This window comes from Pseudomonas sp. NY15435, assembly GCF_048068295.1.
Classification (GTDB): Bacteria; Pseudomonadota; Gammaproteobacteria; order Pseudomonadales; family Pseudomonadaceae; genus Pseudomonas.
Map to the genome: position 1 here is coordinate 1 of NZ_JBLUQA010000037.1, position 344 is coordinate 344.

General features: G+C 49.4%; 1 rRNA gene. It reads right to left on the reverse strand.

Annotated elements, in window-relative coordinates:
• Positions 1 to 244: 244 nt before the first annotated feature.
• Positions 245 to 344: ribosomal RNA gene (rrf, locus tag ACNFH5_RS30595) — 5S ribosomal RNA — on the reverse strand; the annotation flags it as partial.

The window sequence follows — 344 nt, forward strand, 5'->3', positions numbered from 1 at the left end:
CACCCACACGAATTGCTTGATTCAACTTGTTAAAGAGCAGTTGGTTAAGGCTTTCGTCTCAACCGAGGCGCGCATTCTACGCTAACCTCATCTTTCGTCAAGCTTTATTTTCGAAAATTTCTTTTCTACTCAATCGCCTGGCTTCTGAGAGTCTCGACCCTCGTCAGCAGCAAGCACAAATCATGTGCTTACACTAATAGGCAAAGCCCCGGACAGCGAAGCTGACCGGGGCTTTGGGATAGGAGCTTGACGATGACCTACTCTCACATGGAGAAACTCCACACTACCATCGGCGATGCGTCGTTTCACTACTGAGTTCGGGATGGGATCAGGTGGTTCCAACG